Source organism: Endozoicomonas sp. NE40 (assembly GCF_040549045.1).
In the GTDB taxonomy this organism is placed as follows: domain Bacteria; phylum Pseudomonadota; class Gammaproteobacteria; order Pseudomonadales; family Endozoicomonadaceae; genus Endozoicomonas_A; species Endozoicomonas_A lisbonensis.
Genome location: NZ_JBEWTB010000002.1, coordinates 2,858,954 through 2,881,335, shown reverse-complemented (window position 1 = coordinate 2,881,335; position 22,382 = coordinate 2,858,954). Strand labels below are relative to the sequence as shown.

Sequence of the window (22,382 nt, the reverse complement as noted above, 5' to 3'; positions counted from 1 at the left end):
ATTGTTATCTGTTTTTTTAGCTCGCCTGACTGTAATACTCTTCCTCTGACACCAGCCAGGTTCTGAGCCGCCCAACGCTTTCCACTTCGACAATAATTTCATCGCCCGGTTTTACATCAGACAACCCTTTGGGTGTGCCGGTTGCAATCATGTCTCCGGGTTGCAGGGTCATAAAACTGCTGATGTACTCAATCAGTTCGGGGATATTAAAAATCAAATCCCTGGTATTGCCTTCCTGCCGCAGTTCACCATTTACCCAGGTTCTGACCGCCAGATTATGGGGGTCATCAATATCATCACGATCCACCACCCAGGGACCCAGTGGGCCAAAGCTGTCGACATTCTTAACCTTAATGGGTGGACGGGAGAAATCTTCAAGGTAATCCCGCACCGTCAGTTCATTACAAACGGTATAGCCACCCACATAGTCCATAGCTTCTTCAGCCTTTACCTTGCTGGCGGTCTTACCGATTACCACCACCAGTTCAGATTCATAGTGCATGTAATTAACATTATCCGGACGGTAGGCTTTTTTGTTGTGCGCATTGCTGCTGGATGGAGACTTTACAAACAGAATCGGGCTTTCCGGTTTATCAAAGTCCAGCTCTGCAGCATGATCTGCATAGTTCAGCGCTAAACCAATAATCACGCCACTTTTGGGGGGCAACCAGGTAACTTCAGTTTCTGAATAGGTTCGGCCATCCCGGGTCATCACCTGATAACTATCCGGATTAGCATCATCACAGGTGACCTGTTCAACCACAGCGTTAATTTCAACACGAGCATGCTTCATAATTCTTTTACGCCTTTTAAATGCTTATTTATTGTTTTTGTTTACAGCTTCATGCGGTCTTCTACTTCAGAACACAGCTCAATTAACTGATCGACCAGTTGAGGGCTCAACCGTTTGCGCATTCGCCGATACTGCTTCTCCACTTCAGGACTGAGTTCAGCGAATAAATCCCTAGCTTTTCTGGTCATACGAATCAATGTACGTCGCTGATCTTCCATTGGACGACGGCGTACAACATAGCCTTTCTGTTCCAGCCGACTGATCATCCCCGTCAGGCTAGGGGCAAGGATGCAGCATTTCTGTGACAGCTGGTTGGGTTCCAACTCGTCAAATTCATACAACGCTCGCAGTATTCTCCACTGCTGTTCAGTTAAGCCATGCTCCTGCAACAACGGCCGGAAGAAGCTCATAACACCATCTCTGGCTTTTAGCAGCTTCAGTGCAACGGAATCATCAAACTTTCTCATCCTGAATCGAATCTCTTATTTATATTTATCGCAGCCCTAAGAGGTCGGTCAGTAAACAGAAGGACCTGATGCCTTACCTGCTTTTTTCTTGCTTGAGGCTCTGTACTTTTCCAGAAGGGCTTCTGAAGTTCTTGCCAAAAGCGTTGTATCAACACCAACGGCAACAAAGGTTGCTCCCAGTTCCAGATATTTTCGGGCCAGAGTCTCATCGGCACTGAGAATGCCCGCCGCTTTGCCGGATTGCACAATTTTGGTAATGGCCTGCTCAATAGCAGCCTGCACATCCGGATGCCCCGGATTACCAAGATGCCCTAATGCCGCTGACAAGTCTGCGGGACCAATAAACACACCATCAACTCCTTCGACATCCACAATAGCGTCAAGATTCTCCAGCCCTTTCAGCGTTTCAATCTGTAGTAACAGACAGATTTCATTGTTGGCATTGTGCAGATAATCCGTTTTACGGTTCCATTGTGAAGCTCTTGCCAGCGCACTGCCTACACCTCTTATCCCTTCGGGCGGGTAACGGGTCGCAGCGACCATTTCACGGGCTTCCTCAATGGTTTCAATCATGGGAATCAGCAGGTTTCTGGCGCCTATATCCAGCAGTTGTTTGATTAATACGCTGTCTTTCCAGACCGCACGAACCACGGGTTCAGATGGATACGATGCCACGGCCTGAAGCTGGGATAAAATCGTATTAATATCATTGGGTGCATGCTCACCATCAATCAACAACCAGTCAAAACCACTGCCTGCAATCAGTTCAGCGCTGTAACTGTTCGCCAGCCCCAGCCACATGCCCAGCTGCGGTGAGCCATCAGACAGTGCCTGCTTAAAAGGATTAGTCATTATTTTTCCCTCTGAAGGCTCAAACAAAACGACAGCTGACAGAGCCCATTTCGCCATAGTCCACTGTAAACGTGTCGCCTTTTCGGGCAGGCACCGGACGGGTAAACGAACCACCCAGAATAATCTGGCCGGGCTTTAACTCAACATCATAAGGCGCTAGTTTATTCGCCAGCCAGGCGACACCATTCGCTGGATGATTCAGGACAGCAGCGGCCACCCCGGACTCTTCTATCACACCATTGCGATACAGCAGTGCAGACACCCAGCGCAGATCAACCTCTTCAGGTTTGATGATGCGCCCACCCATAATAATTCCACCGTTTGCGGCATTATCTGCAATGGTGTCAAACACCTTTCGTGGGCGGCCACTGTCAGGATCAAGAGAGTGGCTGCGAGCATCAATCAGCTCCAGAGCAGGGACGATATAATCGGTCGCTTTATAAACGTCGAATATTGTACAGTTCGGCCCTTTCAATGGGTTACCAAGAATAAAAGCCAGCTCCACCTCAATACGCGGCACAATAAAGCGATCGGTGGGTATTTCCGCGCCGTCCTCAAACAGCATATCGTCCAGCAGAACACCGTAATCCGGTTCATCAATCTGTGACGAATACTGCATGGCTTTGGACGTCAGCCCAATTTTATGCCCAATGACCGAACGACCTTCTTCCAGCTTGATATCAACCCAGCATCTCTGGATCGCATAAGCGTCATCAATCGTAATCCCGGGGTGCTGCAGGGACAGCTGTCGAATCTGTTCACGTTTGGTTTCCGCCTGATGCAAACTGCGGGCGGACTGTTCTATGACTTGTGGTGATAGCATGGAAAAACCCTTTTTCTTATTAACATTATTGCCAATGTCTGCTTAAACATTGATCGGGCTTATTGACTATTTATTATCTACACTGCTTGCTACATTAATTACTATATTAATTATCTTTGAGTTTTTCGAGCTATGTCAAGCTTTGTTGCATGTTGTTCTGTTTGTCGTAACAAACAACAGTCACAAAATATTCATGTTGAACTCATCATTACACTCTAACTTATCTTATTGAATATTAAGTATATTTTATATCTTTCTTGCTTTTCGATTTATCTTTTAACAACAAACATTCACAAGTAAATATTGACATTAATCGATGATCAGAATAAATTTCTTAACAATTTAATTAACAAGTAAATTTTCAAGCTATTTCTGCAAAACTCCACTGTCTGCTTGTTGCTATAAAAAAGCTGCAACAAACAACGCGACAACAATAAAAACAATCTAAGGCTGACCAGGGGTAAAACAATAATGAAACGCGCTCGAATTCTGCTCAATAATACCGTCGTCAACGTAACCAGCGAAAACGGCAAACTCTGGCTGACTGACGATAGTTCTGTAATTGATGCAAACTCTGTCGAATGGCTGCCACCAAAATCCGCACAAATTCTTGGTCTGGCTGTGAACAGCGCCCGCCATGGGGATGAATGCCAAGTCAATATTCCAGACAACCCAATTCTTTACTTCAAACTACCCAACAGCCTGACGGGGGATAAATCCTCTGTACAGCGTCCAGACAATGTCAGCTTTTATACGCCTCAGTCTGAACTGGTTGTCGAAATTGGCAAGGCCGCCCACCGGGTCAGGAAAGAAGACGCACTCAAGTATGTTTCTGGTTACACCATACTGAATAACTTTACGGCTCAGGATTTTGTCAAAGGCTATTACCGCCCACCGGTGAAAGCAAAGAATTACGACGGATCGGGTGTACTGGGACCCTGGATTGTCAGTGCCGATGACATTGAAAATCCCGATTCTCTGTCTGTTACCACTACCGTCAATGGCAAAGTGGTCAGCTCCGGCTCTACCGCTGATTACATTCACAGTGTTGCGGACGCCATTGCCTACATCAGCGATTTTATGACGCTGGCACCCGGCTCCCTGATCACCATGGGAACCATCGGCGGACTGGTTAATGTCGAAGCGGGCGATGAGGTGACTGTCGAAATCAGCGGAATTGGCTCCGTCACCAATACACTGGTGGACTCCAGAACATTCTATGCCTGAGCAGGGATAGTCAAACGGCATAAAAAAAATAAAACCGTAAATGCAAGGCCGAATGTCATGATTAAAAACTATATCAATGGTCAATGGGTAGAGAGTTCAGAAACCTTTGAAACCGTCAATCCGGCGACAGGTGAACACCTGGCAACTGTCGCACAGGCTTCACCGGAACAGGTCGCTCTTGCGTGTGAGTCAGCCAGGGCGGCTTTTCCGGCATGGGCCAACATGCCGGTACAGAAACGGGCAAAAATCATTAACCGTATCGGTGATTTAATTGCTGACAATGTCGAAACCCTGTCAGAACTGGAAACAAAAGACACTGGCCTACCACTTTACCAGACCCGCAATGCACTGATTCCCAGAGCATCGAATAACTTCTATTTTTTCGCTGAAATGTCCAAACAGATGAATGGCCATACCTACCCAATGGATGACCAGCTGTTGAACTATACCCTGTACCAGCCAACCGGTGTCTGCGCCCTGATTTCACCATGGAACGTGCCATTTATGACCGGTACCTGGAAATCTGCCCCCTGTCTGGCACTGGGTAATACTGCGGTGATGAAGCAGTCTGAACTGTCACCACTGACCACCGACTTACTCGGTAAAATCATGGAAGAAGCCGGTGTCCCCAAAGGCGTATACAACATCGTTCACGGTTATGGTTCCACCACCGGCCAGGCCCTGATTACCAATAAGGAAGTTAATGCGATCTCCTTTACAGGCGGTACCTCAACAGGTGAACACATTATTGCCAACGCGGGACTAAAGAAATTTTCCATGGAGCTGGGCGGCAAGTCACCCGTCATGATATTTGACGACTGTGACTGGGACCGCGCCATGGATGCCGCTGTATTTGGTATCTTCTCCATTAACGGCGAGCGTTGTACAGCAGGCTCCAGAATCTTTGTTCAGGAAACGGTCTACAACAAATTCTGTGACGAGTTTGCCAAGAGAGCCCGCAACATTCGCTGCGGCGACCCCATGGATACCAACACGAAAGTTGGCTCGCTGATCTCAAAACAGCATTTCGACAAAGTCACGGGTTACATCCGTATCGGTCTCGAAGAAGGCGCAACCCTGCTGGCTGGCGGCCCGGAAAAGCCAGACTATCTGCCAGACAGCCTGAAGAACGGGCATTTTGTCGCCCCAACCGTTTTCTCCAATGTCACCAATGACATGCGTATCGCCAGGGAAGAAATCTTTGGCCCTGTTGCGGTATTGATTCCATTTAAAGACGAACAAGACGTGATCAGACAGGCCAATGATAATGACTACGGCCTCGCCTCCTATCTGTGGACTAATGACAGCAGTCGTGTACATAGAATTGCCAAAGCCGTTGATACCGGAATGATGTTCGTCAACAGCCAGAATGTTCGCGATCTGCGTACGCCCTTTGGTGGTGTCAAAGCATCCGGCACAGGCCGGGAAGGCGGAACATACAGCTACGAGGTATTTGCAGAACCCAAAAATGTCTGCATTTCTCTTGGCTCCCATCACATCCCAAAATGGGGAGCCTGACCCACCCGTTTTAACCATGACAGCCCGATGAAGGTCTCATCTGTGACCTTCATAAAGTGACCTTATACAACAAGAATAACGAGGCCCTGCATGAAATCATTATTACGCGTCTTTGCACTGGCAACTATAGCGGTTGCCTCTGCCTTATTCTCCCTGTCTGCCAGCGCAGCCACCACACTCAGGATCGCCACCTGGCTGGCACCTACACACCCTATGAACGCAGAAGTCCTGCCAACCTGGGCGCAATGGGTTGAAGAAGCTACGGAAGGCAGGGTTGAGGTCAAGCTGGAATACGACCTTGGTCATCCAAGAAGTTACTTTGACCTGGTAGAAGACGGCGTAGCCGATGCAGGCTGGTCTTTGCATGCTTACGTCCCTGGTCGTTTTGTACTGACTGAACTGTCGGAAATGCCCATGACCGACGCAACCGCTGAAGGCACCTCGGTCGCTTACTGGCGCATTAATGAACAGTATCTGGCAAAAGCCGGTGAACACGAAGGCATAACCCTGCTGGGTCTGTTTACTGAAGGTGCCGCAGCCCTGCAACTGAGAAGGCCGGTTGAAACACTGGATGACCTGAAGGGTCTGAAAATACGTGCGCCCGGAGGCATTGCCTCTCAAATCGGGCATGAGCTGGGCGTGACCAATGTCAGCGCACCTGCCCCCAAGGTCTACGAGCTTCTGCAACAGGGCGTTGTGGACGGAGTCATGATTTCACCAATGACACAAAAATCGCTACGCCTGAATGAAGTGATTAATCAGATGATAAGCGTCCCCGGTGGTGTTTTCCGGGGCAGCTTCTCATTCTTTGCCGGTGAAGATTTTCTTGATGGTCTCAGTGCCAGAGACCGCAACGCCATTCTGTCCGTATCCGGCGAGAAGTTCTCAGCCATGGCGGGAAAGGTCTGGGAGCAGGCGAATATTGATGGCTTTGCGGTGGCTTCAGAATCCGGCGTGACCTACACCGAAGCGGATCAGGCAACACCGATCTATCAGACCATGGATCGTATCACCAGTGAAGTCCGCAGTGACTGGGTTAAAAAAGCCACATCCCGTGGTGTCGATGGTCAGAAAGTTCTCGACGAATATCTGGCCCTTGCCACCGGTTATACCTCTGAAACCAGCGAGTAAGCCCGTATGAGTTTTAGTAAATGGCTAACAATAAACTACGAGGAGCCCGGCGCACTGCGCTGGGTTGCTCTGCTGCTTGAAGCTCTGGCGGGACTGGCACTGTTGATTCTTATGCTGGTGACCTGTATCGACGTGGTGGGTCGCTATTTCTTCAGCAACCCGCTCAACGGTGCCACGGAAATGACTGAAATCGGCATTGCCCTGCTGGTGTTCGCGCAAATGCCCGTGATTACCTGGCGCGGCGGTCATGTGGTGGTTGATATCCTTGATCGTTTCCTGCCACCGTTACTGATTAAAGTACTGGGAACCCTTTCCGGCCTGTTGATCAGCTTCGCGTTCTACGCCCTGGCCAATCGCATCTGGGAGCTGGCAGCCCGTTCTATACGACGCAATGAAGTGACCGAGTTTCTCACGTTTCCTGTGGGCATTGTCGTTCAGTACATCGCCATTATGAGCTGGGCAACCGCCGCAGGTATGTTGCTGTGGGGAATCTGGCGTCTATGGCTGAATAAACCTCACCATTCTGATCACCAGGTCAGCGAACCCGGCCGGTAAAGGAGACTTATTTATGGAAGCAGCATTAATTGGTTTTGCCGTCCTGCTGATCCTGATCATCGTCGTCCGGATGCCCATTGCCCTGGCAATGGGTCTGGTGGGTTTCTTCGGTTTTGCCGCCATGCAGGGGCTGAGCCCGGGCAATATTGCCGACTTTAACTGGCGTCCGGTTCTGACCATGGCTTCACGACGGGTGATTGACACCGCACAGGATTATCATCTGTCAGTCATTCCCCTGTTTGTATTGATGGGTAACCTGATCACCCATTCAGGCATGTCGCAGCAGCTATACAACGCCGCCTATGCATTCCTGGGACATCGACGGGGTGGACTGGCAATGTCAACCATCGTCTCCTGTGGTGGTTTTTCGGCCATCTGTGGTTCCAGTCTGGCGACCTCTGCCACCATGGCAAAAGTTGCCATGCCACCCATGCGCAAGTTTGGTTATTCCGACGGACTCGCGACCGCTTCTATCGCTGCCGGTGGCACTTTGGGTATCCTGATTCCTCCCAGTGTTATTCTGGTGATGTACGGTCTGCTGACCGAAACCAGTATCCGGGAACTGTTCGCAGCAGGCTTTATCCCAGGTCTGCTGGGGGTTCTGTTCTATCTTGCTGCAGTTCAGTACGTTGTCTGGAGAAACCCGAAAGCCGGTCCGCGTGGTGAGAAGCTGAGTTGGAAAGAGCGCTGGCACAGCATGCAGGAAGTGCGTGGCATTGTTGCTCTGTTCGCACTGGTAATGGGGGGTATCTATGGTGGTATCTTTACACCGACCGAAGCCGCGGGCATCGGTGCCGGTGGCGCGTTTCTGATCGCCCTGTTCCGTAAAAGCCTGACGCTACAAACCCTGTTTGAAGTCATCACCGACTCTACCCGCACAACGACCATGCTGTTTGGTGTTCTGATTGGCGCTCTGATCTTTTCGAACTTCATCAACCGGGCCGGCCTGCCTGACGACCTGTTGCAGTTTGTAATCGATATGGATCTGCAACCGATGCTGGTGATCCTTGCCATTCTGGTGATTTACATGCTGCTGGGCATGGTGTTTGAGTCGCTGTCCATGCTGCTTCTGACGGTTCCAGTGTTTTTTCCACTGGTCGCCAGCCTTGGATTCGACCTGGTGTGGTTCGGGATAGTGGTCGTGGTGGTCACTGAAATCAGTCTGGTAACGCCCCCCGTCGGCATGAATGTGTTTGTTCTCAGCGCCATATTAAAAGACATCAATACCGGTGTCATTTTCCGTGGGGTAACACCGTTCTGGATAGCCGACCTTATTCGTCTTGCGATTATTGTGCTGGTTGCCCAGATTTCCCTGTTCTTGCCACAGCTGTTGTATGGGTAAGGGTTAGTGCTTTCTGGTCATTTAATCTGAAACGGGTAGAAGCGTCTGGACTATCATGCCAGTATGTCTTTGCTGATGCCCGTCAGATAAATAGCCTGCCAAGCGGTGGATTCTGTCATGCTGATTTTTAATAAAATATGCAATAGCAATAAGCTGGTCATTGGTTGTGGTTCCGGGCTTCACCACCCTGGTTCCCATTTAGGTTGTGACACGCTGGATATTGATAGCGCAATGAAGCCGGGCATTTTAGGTGATATTACTGAAAGTTGCCTTATGCACACAGAAATGTACGAAAGGTACAGCTTTATTTTATGTGAGTATTTGCCTATAACAGTCTTTTCATCACCTGTTTTCTACGAAAACCTTGATTTTTTTTGTCAAAAAAGAGGTTTAATACTCTTCCCTCCGGTTTCCAGCAGGGCTGTTGATTTATTAACCAGTTATTCTTGCTTCCATTCCTGGAAACTTGAGTATTTGAATTTATCTAACCGATATTTATTAAGCCCCTTTGAATACGATGAACACCTTCGTATGGCTCATGATATTTTCTTAAAGCGCCATCCCGGGAGGTCTTACGTCGCAAAAAAGATAATCTAAAAGGTATGCCTTGTCGTCTACCTCAAACTGAAGTCGCTGCGTCGTCTTGCGCAGTATAGCTGTATAAAATTCGCAGGAAAGTCAACCAACGGAGTGATTTAAAAACTATGCCACATTTAATCATCGACTATTCCGATAATCTTAAACCTCACGCAGATTTTGACAAACTGTTTGAACAGTTCCAGGGTTATATTGAACAGTCTTCACTGTTTCCGATAACAGGTCTGCGTTGTCGTGCATTTGCCAGTGACTGTTTTCATGTCACCAGCGGTGATCCCAGATACGCTTATGTTCATGTCAACTTCAGAATCGGAGCAGGCAGAACGTCAGAGCAGCTCAAGCAAAGTGGAGAGGACATCAACAGGCTCCTGCTTGACTGGCTGGAGCCCGTTAATGCCAGAGGTGAGATCGTATGCGCTCTGTCGTTTGAAATCACTCAAATTGATTCCGGGTTATCCTGGAAACACAACCCGGTCAGGGCGCACATGGCCAGACACTGAGTCTGGCCTCCCTGCCTTATTATTTAGCCCGGGACAAAACCGCCTTGTTATTGTCCTGAACATCCACCCGGTTACCCTTGTTGTAATCAAAGTTACGGTTGGTTGGCTTGGGGCTGAACTGGTTAATGGGCAGGGTTGCTTCCCAGGCATCAAACTTGTCTTTCAGCTCCTGAGCCTTTTCCGGTTTTTCAGCGGCCAGGTCTTTCCACTCACCCGGGTCATTCGCCATATCAAACAGTCGAATGGTTTGTGGGCCATGGTTGCGGTTCTGGGTCAGTTTCCAGTCACCATCACGAATGGCGTAGTCTTCATCACGACGCCAGTACAGTGTTTCGTGGGGCTTCGCACCCTCAGCCACTTCACCTCTCAGGTAGGGCAGCAGGTTAGTGCCATCGAATGGGAACTGACCAGTATTGGTACCTTTAAACAGCGAAGCAATCGTTGGCACAATATCCAGTGAACTCACCTTGTTCTCATACTTCAGCCCTTCCGGAACATTACCAGGCCAGTGCATAACAAAGGGAACACGGACACCGCCTTCATAAGTGGTTCCTTTAAAGCCGTTAAATGGCCCCGGGCTGGACATGGTGGTTTCACCACGCTGTTTACGACGTGGGCGCTCAAAGCCCTGACCAGCAGGGGTACCATTGTCGCTCATAAAGAACACCAGAGTATTGTCGTACACTCCCTGCTCTTTCAAAGTATCCATTACAGCGCCAATGCCATCATCCAGCGCCAGAGTCATACCGGCAAATACACGACGTTCATCACCTGCTGAACCTTCTTTAACAGGCAGGTCTTCCAGTCTTTTCAGATAGCTGTCAGGCACCTGCCACGGGTGGTGTACCGCCAGGTGGGCCAGGTACAGGAAGAACGGTTCATCTTTATCGGTGGCCTGCTTAATGAAGGATACCGCTTCATCTGTAAACATATCCGTCAGGTAGCCATCCTGTTCCTGAATCGGAGACTCAACCTGATCGTTACGGAAAATGGGCGCGAACATCACACGACCATCGTCTTCAGTTTGAGAGCGGAAATAGTCGTGTGGTTCCACCAAGGAATCCATAAAAGAAGTCTGCGCCCCGGTCGTTAGGCTTACCGGTTCCATCACCCAGATGCCACTTACCAATCACACCCGTGGTGTAACCCTGGTCCTTCATGATTTCCATGACCAGGGGCTGGTCCCGGGGAATGGTGTTTTCCTTGAAGTTGCCGTAAACCCCCATGCGCTGCTGGTAAACCCCCGTCAACATACCGGAGCGGGAAGGGCCGCATACCGAAGCCGATACATAAGCCTGAGGAAAATGCACACCGTTAGCTGCCAGCTTATCGATGTTTGGGGTACGAATGTCTTCAACACCATGGTAGCCCACATCCCCCCAACCCATGTCGTCGGTATAAATAATAACGACATTGGGCTGTTCACCCGTTACAGGCTCAGGGAGTGCAACAGGTTTGGCCACTGCGCTTACCGCAGCAGCAGAGACCGTCATAGCGAGGGCTAACTTCTTTATCTTGTGCATTCGTGTGTCTTCGTCAGAGTATTGCGTGCGTTTCAACCAATTCGTTTCAGTCACGTACTCTAATGCCCTGCCGGACAAAGAAAAATATCGTTCAGCACTTTGGCTGACGTACATCAACATCAGTCTGTTTCGCCAACACCCTGTTTTAGTAAACGCAAGCAATCGCAAGACTTGTACTCTTTTTCCAGGACTTTATTACATATACGTCGTGAATGTTGCCCGGATACTGATAGTTGATGAATAGGCTTTACAAGCAATATTCAAAGGTTTGGCCGCATGACGTATTTGTTAAGCAATCACTATAAGAATAAACAACAGTTGAGGTATACGTTCCATGGTTGAAAGTATAAGTTACAGAATTTTCTGAAAATGAGATCTCTGAAAGATAATATAAGTGTGTGATATTAGCTGGCAATATAATAACCCACTGATAACTATCAACCTGTTCTAAATACGCATAACCCTGCTTATTGAATGGATTCAGAATAATATAACCAAAGGCAGATACGTAAGTGGGTAAAAAAAGAAAAAGACATAATAGCAGTGAGCGCATAAGTAACACCCCCTTCGTGCTGATTAAAGGCAAAAGGGCAAGCTGCAATCTGACCTGAAAGGAAGGCTGGATGCAAATACCGTTTCGAATCCAGCCGGATAGACAACCTCAGACTTTCAACAACTCACGGGCATGACGAACCGCCTGCCGTACCTGCTCCGGCGCAGTGCCGCCAATATGATTACGGGCGCTGACCGAACCTTCCAGAGTCAGCACATCAAACACATCGGCCTCAATGGTGCCGGAAAATACCTGTAATTCCTCAAGGGTCATTTCCGACAGGTCTCTGCCCTGCTCAATACCATAAGCCACCGACTTACCCACCACTTCATGGGCATTACGGAAAGGCATACCCTTTCTCACCAGATAATCCGCCAGATCGGTCGCAGTACTGAAACCACGACGGGCGGCGTCTGCCATCGGCTCTTTTTTCGCCTCAATATGTGGAACCATGTCAGCGAATGCCCGCAGACAATCCTTCAGTGTGTCTACCGTATCAAACAGTGGCTCTTTATCTTCCTGATTATCCTTGTTGTAAGCCAGGGGCTGGGATTTCATCAGGGTCAGCAACGAGATCAGATGACCATTAACCCGGCCTGTTTTGCCCCGCACCAGTTCAGGAACATCCGGATTTTTCTTCTGCGGCATAATGGATGACCCGGTACAGAAACGGTCTGGCAGGTCAATAAAATTGAACTGGGCGGAAGTCCACAACACCAGCTCCTCCGACATTCTGGACAGGTGCGTCATGATCAAGGCTCCTGCAGAACAGAACTCAATGGCAAAGTCCCGGTCACTGACAGAATCCAGCGAATTACGGGTCGGACGGTCAAAGCCCAGTTGCTGTGCAGTAAATTCACGGTCAATCGGATAAGTGGTACCCGCCAGTGCCGCTGCGCCCAGGGGAGAAACATTCACACGCTTACGACAATCCTGCAAACGCTCACGATCCCGTGTCAGCATTTCATACCAGGCCATCAGGTGGTGACCAAAGGTAACAGGCTGGGCCGTTTGCAGATGAGTAAAACCGGGCATAATGGTTTCAGCTTCACGCTCCGCCAGATCCAGCAAACCATGCTGAAAACGGTTCAGCTCCTGATCAATAGTGTCGATCTCATCACGCAGCCAGAGACGTATATCCGTGGCCACCTGATCGTTTCTGGAACGTCCTGTGTGCAGCTTTTTACCGGCATCCCCGATACGATCCGTCAGGCGCGCCTCGATATTCATGTGAATATCTTCCAGCTCAACGGACCAGTCGATACTGCCCTGTTTAATGTCCGCCAGAATGCCTTTCAGGCCGCTGATGATAGCGTCCTGTTCTTCACGGGTCAGAATGCCTGCCTTATGCAGCATGCGGGCGTGAGCCATGGAACCAGCAATATCGTGTTGATACAGGCGACGGTCAAAATCAATGGATGCCGTGAATCGTGCTACAAACGCATCCACCCCCTCACTGAACCGTCCGCCCCACTGCTGATTACTGTTATCAGACATGTCTAACCTCTTTTCTTTCTTCTGTGAGCTTTGTACTTACAGCTCCGGCTACGGCATTATAAGAACAGGCTTCAATAAGAACAATTTAATCAGCCCATGCCGGACTCCACCCTTAATAACAAAAACAGAGACAGCCTGTTTATTCCCGACCTTTGTCACACCTCGGCGGTTTTTATACTGGTACTGGTTGCCGAACTGTTTGTTTTAACCCAGGTACTGGCTTTTCCCGGCAGCAACGGCTTTGACTGGAACCGGCTGGCCACCACCTCGCTGTTTGTGCAATGGATTGTACTGTGCAGTGCGGCGGTACTCTGCCGGCTTCGGCTGTTATTGCGCAACTCGCCAACGGCTGTGATTGTTTCTGCGGTACTGGTGACCGTTCTGACCATCACCCTTGTCGTTACCTTGCTGGCACAGTGGTTTCTGTGGAGAGATGCTTTTCTGCTGACCTACCCTGACTGGGCTCAGCTGTTACGCCACGGCGTTATCGCTCTCATCATGACTGCCATGCTGCTGCGCTATTTCTATATTCAGCACGAAGCCTCCCGACAGGAAATCGCCAACGCCAACGCACGCTTCCAAGCATTGCAGGCACGTATTCGCCCGCACTTTCTGTTTAATAGCATGAACAGCATTGCCAGCCTGATTCATATCAATCAGGACAAAGCCGAAGAAGCGGTGGAAGACCTGTCTGACCTGTTTCGTTCCAGCCTTCAGGAAGCCGGAAACCTGATCTCCCTGAGCCGGGAAATCGAACTGTGCAAAGGTTATCTGAGAATTGAAAAGCACCGGCTGGGCGACCGTCTCGACAGTGAGTGGCGGTTTCACAATTTACCTGAAACCCTGCCAGCCACTCTGTCCATTCCCCCCCTGACATTGCAGCCTGTTGTCGAGAACGCCGTTTACCACGGCATCCAGCCAAGGCAGCAGGGCGGCACGGTGAGTGTAGATATTGCGCTGGATAACGATAAAGTAACTATCAGGGTGCAGAACCCGGTGCCGGAAAACAGCGAGCAGGCGGTAGAACAGGGTAACCGGCTGGCACTGGAAAACATCAGGTCACGGTTGCAGCTGCTCTATGGCAACCATGCCAGCGTAGACACGCATCTGACCCTGAACAACGGAGCAGAGATTTACGAAACCATTATCAGCTACCCGGAAAATAAGTTATCCACAGCATGAAAATACTGATTACCGATGATGAACCTCTCGCCCGTGAACGGGTTCGCCATCTGCTCAACCGCCTGGAAGGATTTCAGCCGCTGGAAAAAGATGCCAGCAACGGTTACGAAGCCATAGAGCTCGCCCGGGAATATCAGCCCGATATTGTACTGATGGATATTCGCATGCCGGTCATGGACGGACTGGAAGCCGCAGGTCTTCTGACCGAAATGGAACAACCTCCTGCCATTATTTTCTGCACCGCTTATGACAACCACGCCATTGAAGCCTTTAACGTGCAGGCTGTGGGCTACCTGCTCAAACCCGTGAAGGCAGAAGACCTGCATCAGTCTCTCAATCGTGCCGGCAGCATTAACCGGGCTCAGCTGAACCAGCTGCAGGGTTCGCTGTCGGACAGCAGTATGCGCAGCCATATTTCAGCCAAAACCCTGAAAGGTATCGAACTGGTACCGCTGGATTCCGTCTATTACTTTATGGCCGACAGCAAATACGTGACCGTTTACCATGAAAATGGCGAAACATTGATTGACGACCCGCTAAAAGAGCTGGAGGTGGAGTTCAGTTCCACGTTTGTTCGGATTCACCGCAACGCCCTGGTGCGCAAAAGCCTGATCGAACGCATGCTGCGGGATGAAAACGGGCATTACAGCCTCCAGCTGACCCACGTCGATAAACCACTCTCTGTCAGCCGACGTCATGTTCCCCTGATGAAAAAAGTCATGCAGTCCATGTAGAGCGGTTGGGGTCTGCCACCTTCCTGTCGTATTATCTGAACCATTCAAAAAACCATTACTAATAACCATTATTAATAACAAGTCCGGCACACTGCCGGTCAGACAGGCAGTAAAACCATTCATGAAGACCGTCCGAATCGCTACCCGAAAAAGCGCTCTGGCTCTTTGGCAGGCCGAATACGTCAAAGAACGTCTGGAGCATTTCCATCCGGGACTCACTGTAGAACTGGTGAAAATGACCAGCAAAGGCGACCGTATCCTTGATGCTCCCCTGGCAAAGATTGGTGGCAAAGGGCTATTTGTCAAAGAGCTGGAAAACGCGTTGCTGGAAGGGCGTGCTGATATTGCCGTACACTCGATGAAAGACGTTCCCATGTCGTTTCCTGATGGTCTGGGGCTATCCACCATCTGTCCACGGGAAAACCCGCTGGATGCTTTTGTTTCCAACCACTACAGCCGTCTTGACGAATTACCGGAAGGCGCTGTCGTGGGAACCTCCAGCCTGCGTCGTCAGTGCCAGTTACTGAAGCTCCGCCCGGATCTGGCCATTCGTTTTCTGCGTGGTAACGTCAACACCCGACTCGCCAAACTTGATAATGGCGAATACGACGCCATCATTCTGGCTGCCGCCGGTCTTATTCGTCTGGACATGGCCGATCGAATCCGCAACTGCCTGACCACCGAACAGTGTCTGCCAGCGGCCGGGCAGGGCGCTGTTGGCATTGAGATTCGCACTGCCGATAACGTCATCCGACAACTGCTTGCCCCTTTGCACGATCAGGACACTGCCGACCGGGTACTGGCTGAACGTGCCATGAACCGTCGCCTGAACGGAGGTTGTCAGGTGCCGATTGCCTGCTATTCCGAATTGCAGGGCGATGAACTGTTTATTCGGGGACTGGTCGGTCAACCCGATGGCCGTGTACTGCTGGAAGCTCAGACCCGTTGTCACCGCAGTGAAGGCGAGACGGCAGGTATTCAGGTAGCGGAAAAACTGCTACAACAAGGTGCCGACAGAATCCTCAGTGAATTAATGCATGACTGATTGCCTTTTTGACGCAACACTCAACCAGATTCGCGCCCTGGTTACCCGTCCTCAACCAGAGGGCGGCAGGCTGGCTGAACGTATCCACCAGCAGGGCGGCAGGGCTTTTGTCCTGCCCATGCTGAGCATTGTTGCATTAGCTGAGACTCAGGAGGTTCGCGACCGTGTGCTGCAGCTGGATCGTTACGAAAAGGTGGTCGTCATCAGCCAGCACGCCGCACGCTTCGGGCTGGAGCTGATCGAAAATTACTGGCCACAACGACCCATTCATCAGCAATGGTTTGCCATTGGCGAAACAACCCGCCACACTCTGGCTCAACTGGATGTACCCGCCGTCTGCTCCCGACAAGGCAACGACAGCGAAAGCCTGCTGGCCCTGAACGGTTTTCAGGACATCACGGGGCAGCGCGTGTTACTGATCAAGGGAAAAAGCGGCAGAGACTTTCTGGAAAAGACATTGCGCCAGCAGGGCGCACAGGTGGATACTCTTGAGGTCTATCAACGCCTTTGCCCGGACTATCAGCCCGATGAAGTGCGACAACAGCTGGCAGATCATGGTATTAATGTCATTCTTGCGGGCAGTGGCGAAACCGTCCGGAACCTGTGCCAGTATCTGCCTCAAACCATACTTGAACACTGTCGGCTGGTGATTCCCGGCCAGCGAGTCGCCCGGCTGGCAGAAACACTGGGATTCAGGCAGGTTTATACAGCAACAGGTGCCGACCATGCCGCCATGCTATCGGTTCTCGAGAAGATCAACGATGAAACTTTTTTGTGAGCAATCTTGTGAGCAATAATAATGTGAGCAAACAGTCTAAAGACTCCGAACAAGCCAAAAACCCTGAAGTGACGGATGCAAAACCGGACTCTTCAGGTAAAAACAAAAAAAGCAGTAAAACGGCTGCAACCACTACTGCCAGACCTTCCCGGTTCCCACTGCTGGTCGCACTGCTGGCGTTACTGATTGCGCTGACAGCACTGGCATCCACGGCTTACATTGGCTGGCGGGGCAAAACACTGGAAGACAGTCAGCCTGCTCTGCAAAGCGGACAGGAACAGTTGCAGTCCCAGATAGCCCGCCAGCAGGCAAGGCTGACGGAAACCATTCAAAACCTCTCTCCCGTAGACCAGCAGATAGAAGCCCTGCAAAAGCGTAATGACCGTTTGCTAAACCGTATTGACGTTCTTTCCCGTCATGTCCGCGAGCTGGCAGGCAGCAACCGCGATGGCTGGCAGCTGGCAGAAGTGGAATACCTGCTGCGTCTTGCCAACCAGAAGCTGTTAATGACCTCCGACGTTATCAGTGCCAAGGCATTGTTGCAGGATGCCGACACTATTCTTCTGGAGCTGGACGACTACAGTCTGTTCCCGATTCGTGAAGCACTGGCCGAAGACCTTGCGGTATTGCGCATGGTGCCGCATCTGGATCAGGAAGGTATTTACCTGCGTCTCTCCGCCCTGAGCCGTCAGGTTGCAGGATTGCCCCTGTTGCAACATGAGGGCTTTAATAAATCAGAGCCTGTCAGCCAGACCACTGCGGTCTCGACGGAAGCTAGCGCGACAGAAACAGAAAGTAGTGGTTGGCAAACCGTTCTGCTTGGCATGCTCAAAAACACCTGGGACAGTTTTACCAGCCTGTTCCGTTTCACAACCGACCGGACCTCCCCTGTAACGCCTCTGCTGACGGCTGAAGACAATGTGTTGATGCGCCAGAACCTGAGGCTCCTTATCGAACAGGCAAAGCTGGCACTGCTGGCAAGAGAGCAGGGGATCTACAATGAATCCCTGCAGCAGGCGCAACACTGGGTGGAACGTTATTTTGAAATGTCAGGCGATGCTTCCCTGGGTATGCTGGAAGAACTGCAATCCCTGTCGTCTGTCACGGTCAATCCAAACCTGCCGAATGTTAACCGGGCTCTGGATGCCATCAAGCAGTTCCAGTCTTCAGAAAAGCCGTCAGACTCTCCGGAATCACCCGAAACGGCTCCTGATAACGAAGCGCTTCTCAACAATAAACAAGAGGCTGGCAGCGGGGTACAAAACTCATGAAAGCGTTTGCCCTGTTCCTGCTTCTGCTCTTCGGCTGTCTGTTGTTAGCCAACATCATGGTAAACGACACAGGCTATGTGCTAATCGCCTATGAAAACATGACCTTTGAAAGCACACTCTGGGGTCTGTGCCTGATGATACTGCTGTTAACAGGTGTCGTCTGGCTGGTGTCCGGGCTGGTACGCATGATGTTTGGTGCCACCAGTTTTATCTACCCGTTCACTGCCGATGCTAAACAGCGACAGGCCCGCAAGCTGAGCATTCGTGGCTTTGCCGAGTTCACCCATGGTCACTGGAAGAAAGCAGAAAAGCTGCTGGTTCAGGCGGCAGAAGCCGGTGAAACACCTCTGCTGACCTATCTGGCTGCAGCCCGTGCTGCCCATGAAGCCGGTAATCACGATGCCTGCTCCGACTACCTTCGCCGGGCTGACCACAAAGCACCCGGTGCGGACCTGGCAATTGGTATTACCCAGGCACAGATCCAGCTGTCTGCCGGACAGCTGGAGCAGGCTCTGGCCACCATTAAACGGTTGCACAAAAAAGAGCCCCGTCACGCCTTTGTGCTTAAACTCCTGAAACAGGTTTATTGTCGTTTAAATGACTGGCAGTCGCTGGCCGCTCTGCTGCCGAAACTGAAACGGCTCAAAGTCGTGGATGATAATGAGTACCGGGAACTGGAACTGCAATCGTTTGAAGCCCTGTTTGAACAGGCCTGCAGTAACAGCCGTGGGGCGATGTCTGACGATGAACGGGCAAAACCTCTGCAACGTATCTGGAACGACCTGAGTTCCGCCCAGCGCAAAGACCCGGTTATTCTGTATCGCTATGCCAGCAGTCTGGTTCAGCTCGGACTGGAAGAAAAAGCAGCACCTATCCTGCGGGAATACCTGCCCAAATGTTATAGCGCAGACCTGATTCTTCTGTACGGTAAAATTCGCAGCAATGACCTGAAGCGACAACTTCTGTTCACGGAGTCATTACTGAAAGAACGTACAAACGATCCGGATCTTTTATTAAGCGCCGGTCGTCTGGCACTTCGTAACGAACTCTGGGGGAAAGCCCGTGAGTACTTTGAAGCCAGCCTGAGATTCAGCAAACGCGCTGATACCTACAATGAACTGGGCAGGCTTCTGGCACATCTGGGTGAGCATGAAACCAGCAACCGTTATTTTCAGGACGGCTTACTACTGGCAGCAGATACCGTGATTGATTTGCCAGACACTGGCAAATCAATACAGTCATTCAAGATCTGATCACTTTGGTCATCCACTTTTTATAGTTAATACTTTTATAGCTAATAGAAGTGGGTGGCTTTGATACGACTCAACAACAAAAATACTCAACACTATGGCTAACCCTTATCTTCTGTCCGGTGCGATCAGTGGTTTCATTGCTGTCAGCCTGGGGGCTTTCGGTGCTCATGGCCTGAAACAACAGCTACCCGAGCGACTGTTTAATGTCTGGATAACCGGTACTGAATATCAGTTTTATCACAGCCTTGCCCTGATCCTTATTGCCCTGCTTGGCCTGCACTTTACTGACTCAAAACTTCTGCGCTGGAGTGCCAACAGTTTTCTGGCAGGCATTATTCTGTTTTCCGGCAGTCTCTATGCACTGGCCTTAACGGGTATCGGCTGGCTGGGAATGATTACGCCCCTGGGCGGAGTGGCGTTCCTGCTGGGCTGGCTGGCATTGGCACTATTTGCTATTTTCAAATGATCCTTTGACCGGTATCTTACGCCGGTTTTTCCATTTAGATTTTTTCCACCTAGAACTATGAATGCCTCATGAGTGATTCTATCAACTCCAGCGATGCTCTGGACTCTGTAAAAGAGACCGAACAAACCGTCGAGCCCGGCAAGCGCCGGGAAATCAAAAGCTTTGTGCTGCGTCAGGGTCGTATGACCACGGGTCAGCAACGTGGCATGGATGAATGCTGGGACAAATGGGGTCTGGAGCTGAAAGACGGCACTCTGGATATGGCTGCCACCTTCGGTCGGGAAGCTCCCGTTGTGTTTGAAATCGGCTACGGCATGGGGTTGTCTCTGGCTGCCATGGCCGGTGCAGAAACCGACAAAAACTTTATCGGTGTTGAAGTGCATCGTCCCGGCGTTGGCAGCCTGCTGAATGAAGCCAGTACCGCCGGGCTCACAAACGTTCGCACTTACAATGACGATGCTGTAGAGGTGCTGAAACAGTGTATTCCAGACGCCAGCCTGTCCCGGGTACAGATTTATTTCCCTGACCCGTGGCACAAAAAGCGCCACAACAAGCGTCGCCTGGTTCAGTCAAAATTTATTGAACTGCTGCGTCCGAAACTCAAAGTCGGCGGCGTGATTCATCTGGCAACTGACTGGGAAAACTACGCTGAGCAGATGATGGAAGTCATGAGTGGCGCAGAAGGATTCACAAACATGGCTGGAGATCAGGAATATTCTCCACGTCCAGATTACCGCCCTCTGACCAAGTTCGAGAAACGTGGTCACCGTCTTGGTCATGGTGTCTGGGATCTGTTGTTTGAGCGAACTGCCTGAAAGCTGTATGGAAGAACTGTTGTCTCGTCTTTGAACGAAACAACAGTTCCTATTATTCAGGGTGTCTCTGCCCTTCGGCGATATCCCCCAACAGTGTGCCTAAAGTATCCACAGTGCAAAAAACTCCAGGGCTATTAATACCGAAATGCCCTGAAAAAAAGTGGCGACCGTCACAGACTTGAGAGCGGTTGCTGTGTCCATTCCGGTAAATTCTGAAATCACCCATAAAAAGCTATCGTTGACATGAGCAACCGTCATAGCGCCAGCCCCACAGGCTAAAAATGCCAGAATTCGCCCTTCGTTACTTTCGAGTCCCAAAGTCGTCAGCAAAGGCATTACCATGGCACTGGAGGTGATCATGGCAACTGTCGCGGAGCCTTCGGCTGTTTTTATCAATGCAGCCATCAAGAAAGGAAGCAGCAGCCCCAAATGACCCAGATCAGGAAGCCCGGAAATAAACTCGCTCATACCGCCGTGTCGAAGCACATAACCAAACGCTCCTCCAGAACCGACAACGAGCAGGATTCGCCCACCAGTTTCCAACGCTTTTTTTACTGCAAGATTCCAGTCAGGCTGTAATCCCGCAGCTCGCTGTAAAGGCCAGCAGCAAATAAGACCAGCCAATAAAGCATTCACAGGATGGCCCGTAAATGTAAGCCATGAAAGTTCTGGAAAACCAGCTGCAATACCACCAAGGGTAATAAGAACGATTGGAATTACAATGGGCAGTATGGCCAGAAAGAATGGATAGCTGAAAGAAGGTGAAGCCGCGACGCTACTCTCTTTTTCATTCACTGCCATTGAAACTGGCGTGTTACAGAAACGCATGCTCCAAGCATAACCCGCAAATACCGCAACCATTGAGAAGAGCAGGCTCAGTGGCATGACCCGTGAAATATGGTCATTCAGATTCAGGTTCGTAATGGCTGCCAGAGGCCCCGGAGTAGGAGGCACCAGAGTGTGGGACGCATATAACGAACAGCCCAGTACGGTACTCAGAAAGACAGGAGAAACTTTGTGGGAACGAGCCAGCTGTTTTCTTACAGAGTCCAGGATAATAAATCCTGATTCACAGTATATAGGTATTGAGACAATATACCCGGTAACAGCCAGAACCAGACCGGGAAAACGATCTTTAAATAGTAAGATGATTCCATTAGCAATGATGGTGGTTGCACCGCAATGCTCCAGAACAACACCAAGAAAGGCTCCCAGGGCAATAGTCAGCCCTATTGCACCCAAAGTATCTCCAAAGCCTGTTGTTACGAGCAACAGAATAGAGCCAGGTGCCATTCCAAATCCAAAACCAGCCACATAACATGCCAGAAGAAGTGCTATGAAAGCTGGTGTTCGCCAACGAATCGTTAGAAATATAAGGACGAACATCGAGGTTGACAGGCCAGTCAGAAGTTCGTTAAGAGTTATCATTATTCACATTTTTAGTTCGTAAACCGCAACGC

At 50.3% G+C, this 22,382-nt stretch carries 23 protein-coding genes; 15 read left to right on the top strand and 8 right to left on the bottom strand.

Annotated features, from left to right (window positions below; genetic code table 11):
• Positions 1-16 precede the first annotated feature (16 nt).
• Genes V5J35_RS13890 through hpaH form a run of 4 tightly spaced genes read right to left on the bottom strand, consistent with a single transcriptional unit; the run spans position 17 to position 2,935 of the window.
• On the bottom strand, positions 17-793 hold the full coding sequence (locus V5J35_RS13890) for a fumarylacetoacetate hydrolase family protein (RefSeq protein WP_354007713.1): 777 nt from the start codon (positions 791-793) through the stop codon (positions 17-19).
• A 41-nt stretch (positions 794-834) separates the two neighbouring features.
• Positions 835-1,260 (bottom strand): homoprotocatechuate degradation operon regulator HpaR, encoded by a 426-nt coding sequence (hpaR, locus tag V5J35_RS13885; protein ID WP_354007712.1) that lies wholly within the window; start codon positions 1,258-1,260, stop codon positions 835-837.
• A gap of 48 nt (positions 1,261-1,308) precedes the next feature.
• Positions 1,309-2,112 (bottom strand): 4-hydroxy-2-oxoheptanedioate aldolase, encoded by an 804-nt coding sequence (gene hpaI, locus V5J35_RS13880; protein WP_354007711.1) that lies wholly within the window; start codon positions 2,110-2,112, stop codon positions 1,309-1,311.
• 19 nt (positions 2,113-2,131) lie between these two features.
• Positions 2,132-2,935: a 2-oxo-hept-4-ene-1,7-dioate hydratase gene (hpaH, locus tag V5J35_RS13875; RefSeq protein ID WP_354007710.1), complete on the bottom strand. Its 804-nt coding sequence runs from the start codon at positions 2,933-2,935 to the stop codon at positions 2,132-2,134.
• 471 nt (positions 2,936-3,406) lie between these two features.
• Here hpaH and V5J35_RS13870 point away from each other — a divergent pair, with 471 nt between their 5' ends.
• The 7 genes from V5J35_RS13870 (at position 3,407) to V5J35_RS13840 (ending at position 9,805) form a co-directional block, all read left to right on the top strand.
• Entirely contained in the window at positions 3,407-4,162 is a 756-nt protein-coding gene (locus V5J35_RS13870) for a fumarylacetoacetate hydrolase family protein (protein WP_354007709.1), read from the top strand.
• A 57-nt stretch (positions 4,163-4,219) separates the two neighbouring features.
• On the top strand, positions 4,220-5,680 hold the full coding sequence (gene hpaE, locus V5J35_RS13865) for a 5-carboxymethyl-2-hydroxymuconate semialdehyde dehydrogenase (protein ID WP_354007708.1): 1,461 nt from the start codon (positions 4,220-4,222) through the stop codon (positions 5,678-5,680).
• A 90-nt stretch (positions 5,681-5,770) separates the two neighbouring features.
• Positions 5,771-6,811, top strand: coding sequence for a TRAP transporter substrate-binding protein (locus V5J35_RS13860; protein WP_354007707.1), 1,041 nt, complete (start codon positions 5,771-5,773; stop codon positions 6,809-6,811).
• A 6-nt stretch (positions 6,812-6,817) separates the two neighbouring features.
• Positions 6,818-7,366 (top strand): TRAP transporter small permease, encoded by a 549-nt coding sequence (locus tag V5J35_RS13855; protein WP_354007706.1) that lies wholly within the window; start codon positions 6,818-6,820, stop codon positions 7,364-7,366.
• Positions 7,367-7,379: 13 nt separating this feature from the next.
• On the top strand, positions 7,380-8,708 hold the full coding sequence (locus V5J35_RS13850; RefSeq protein ID WP_354007705.1) for a TRAP transporter large permease: 1,329 nt from the start codon (positions 7,380-7,382) through the stop codon (positions 8,706-8,708).
• 117 nt (positions 8,709-8,825) lie between these two features.
• Positions 8,826-9,305 carry a hypothetical protein gene (locus V5J35_RS13845; RefSeq protein WP_354007704.1) on the top strand — a complete coding sequence of 160 codons (480 nt, stop codon included), beginning with the start codon at positions 8,826-8,828 and terminating at the stop codon, positions 9,303-9,305.
• Between the two features lie 107 nt (positions 9,306-9,412).
• Entirely contained in the window at positions 9,413-9,805 is a 393-nt protein-coding gene (locus V5J35_RS13840; RefSeq protein WP_354007703.1) for a hypothetical protein, read from the top strand.
• A gap of 19 nt (positions 9,806-9,824) precedes the next feature.
• On the opposite strand, the gene V5J35_RS13835 is transcribed toward V5J35_RS13840, so the two are convergent.
• The 3 genes from V5J35_RS13835 to argH form a co-directional block, all read right to left on the bottom strand.
• A complete protein-coding gene (locus V5J35_RS13835) occupies positions 9,825-10,871 on the bottom strand; it encodes a sulfatase family protein (protein ID WP_354016415.1) in 1,047 nt (348 codons plus the stop codon).
• Entirely contained in the window at positions 10,825-11,328 is a 504-nt protein-coding gene (locus V5J35_RS13830; protein WP_354016414.1) for a sulfatase-like hydrolase/transferase, read from the bottom strand. The genes V5J35_RS13835 and V5J35_RS13830 overlap by 47 nt, the downstream gene beginning before the upstream one ends.
• A gap of 661 nt (positions 11,329-11,989) precedes the next feature.
• Positions 11,990-13,378 (bottom strand): argininosuccinate lyase, encoded by a 1,389-nt coding sequence (argH, locus tag V5J35_RS13825; RefSeq protein WP_354007701.1) that lies wholly within the window; start codon positions 13,376-13,378, stop codon positions 11,990-11,992.
• A 96-nt stretch (positions 13,379-13,474) separates the two neighbouring features.
• On the opposite strand from argH, the gene V5J35_RS13820 reads away from it, so the two are divergent.
• The 8 genes from V5J35_RS13820 (at position 13,475) to trmB (ending at position 20,922) form a co-directional block, all read left to right on the top strand.
• The gene (locus V5J35_RS13820) at positions 13,475-14,560 is read left to right on the top strand and encodes a sensor histidine kinase (protein WP_354007700.1); all 1,086 of its coding nucleotides are present in this window, start codon (positions 13,475-13,477) and stop codon (positions 14,558-14,560) included.
• Positions 14,557-15,294: a LytR/AlgR family response regulator transcription factor gene (locus tag V5J35_RS13815; protein WP_354007699.1), complete on the top strand. Its 738-nt coding sequence runs from the start codon at positions 14,557-14,559 to the stop codon at positions 15,292-15,294. The genes V5J35_RS13820 and V5J35_RS13815 overlap by 4 nt, the downstream gene beginning before the upstream one ends.
• Positions 15,295-15,415: 121 nt before the next feature.
• On the top strand, positions 15,416-16,339 hold the full coding sequence (gene hemC / locus V5J35_RS13810) for a hydroxymethylbilane synthase (RefSeq protein WP_354007698.1): 924 nt from the start codon (positions 15,416-15,418) through the stop codon (positions 16,337-16,339).
• Positions 16,332-17,117 (top strand): uroporphyrinogen-III synthase, encoded by a 786-nt coding sequence (locus V5J35_RS13805; protein ID WP_354007697.1) that lies wholly within the window; start codon positions 16,332-16,334, stop codon positions 17,115-17,117. Before hemC ends, V5J35_RS13805 begins: the two co-directional genes overlap by 8 nt.
• Before the next feature lie 23 nt (positions 17,118-17,140).
• The gene (locus V5J35_RS13800; protein ID WP_354016413.1) at positions 17,141-18,388 is read left to right on the top strand and encodes a uroporphyrinogen-III C-methyltransferase; all 1,248 of its coding nucleotides are present in this window, start codon (positions 17,141-17,143) and stop codon (positions 18,386-18,388) included.
• Complete coding sequence (locus V5J35_RS13795) at positions 18,385-19,641, top strand: heme biosynthesis HemY N-terminal domain-containing protein (RefSeq protein WP_354007695.1); 1,257 nt, start codon at positions 18,385-18,387, stop codon at positions 19,639-19,641. Before V5J35_RS13800 ends, V5J35_RS13795 begins: the two co-directional genes overlap by 4 nt.
• 94 nt (positions 19,642-19,735) lie before the next feature.
• Positions 19,736-20,107: a DUF423 domain-containing protein gene (locus tag V5J35_RS13790; protein WP_354007694.1), complete on the top strand. Its 372-nt coding sequence runs from the start codon at positions 19,736-19,738 to the stop codon at positions 20,105-20,107.
• Between the two features lie 68 nt (positions 20,108-20,175).
• Positions 20,176-20,922, top strand: a complete 747-nt coding sequence (gene trmB, locus V5J35_RS13785; RefSeq protein WP_354007693.1) for a tRNA (guanosine(46)-N7)-methyltransferase TrmB — start codon at positions 20,176-20,178, stop codon at positions 20,920-20,922.
• 99 nt (positions 20,923-21,021) lie between these two features.
• Here the strand turns inward: trmB and V5J35_RS13780 are convergent, their stop codons facing one another.
• A complete protein-coding gene (locus tag V5J35_RS13780) occupies positions 21,022-22,308 on the bottom strand; it encodes a GntP family permease (protein ID WP_354011297.1) in 1,287 nt (428 codons plus the stop codon).
• Between the last annotated feature and the right edge of the window lie 74 nt (positions 22,309-22,382).